Source organism: Cupriavidus sp. SK-4 (assembly GCF_000611125.1).
Classification (GTDB): Bacteria; Pseudomonadota; Gammaproteobacteria; order Burkholderiales; family Burkholderiaceae; genus Cupriavidus; species Cupriavidus necator.
The window spans coordinates 1-775 of record NZ_JFJW01000052.1; the positions used below are offsets into that span (position 1 = coordinate 1).

Genomic DNA, 775 nt, shown 5'->3' on the forward strand with positions numbered 1-775 from the left:
GGCGTAGGGCGGGGGCCAGGCAGCAAGAAGTTCCGATGAGGGGTCGGCGCTCCCGCACGAGCCGACCATCGTCGCCCCCATGTCACCCCGGTACTTCGGTGAATCCGCTGGGTCAAAGGAGGACGTTAGCCCGCCGGCGCAGAGAGCCTCCGTACCTGAGAAGCCAGAAATCAACAGCTGGACGCTGGATGCCCTCAAGCAGCTAGAGTGGAAGCGATTTGAGCTGCTTTGTGTTGGGTACTACGAGGCGATGGGGTTCGTGGTCAAGACCGTCCCCCATGGTCCCGATGGCGGCATCGATGCAACCTTGTACAAGGCAGGCCTGGATGTTCCCGTGGCCGTGGTCCAATGCAAAGCATGGAGCAAGCCGGTGAAGGTGGAACAGGTCCGCGCACTTGCCGGTGTCATGCACGAACACAAGGTGCGTAGAGGCGTTTTCTGGTCGTTGTCAGGCTATGTAGGGCGGCCGGTAAAGGAGTCGGCAGAGCGAGCGGGCATTCAATTACTTGATGGTGCGGGCATCGCGGAACGGATCTGCGCACTCGATCAGTACAAGCAAGCGACGTTGCTGAAGCAGGCGTTTCGGGGCGACTACCGGACGCCGACATGCGCGGCCTGCGGAATCAAGATGGTTGAGCGGAAAGGGTCAGCCGGCGCATTCTGGGGTTGCCTGTGCTTATCGCGAATAATCGGGGGGCACACTCCGATGCGTCGACGTCTTACGTGCTTCCGAGATCGGGGTCTTGGAGGTGTCAGGAATTCTGTGTGCTGAGGT

At 60.6% G+C, this 775-nt stretch carries 1 protein-coding gene; it reads left to right on the forward strand.

The window, feature by feature from the left end; genetic code table 11:
* Nucleotides 1-250: 250 nt before the first annotated feature.
* Nucleotides 251-772, forward strand: a complete 522-nt coding sequence (locus CF68_RS10225) for a restriction endonuclease (protein WP_235205728.1) — start codon at nucleotides 251-253, stop codon at nucleotides 770-772.
* Nucleotides 773-775 lie beyond the last annotated feature (3 nt).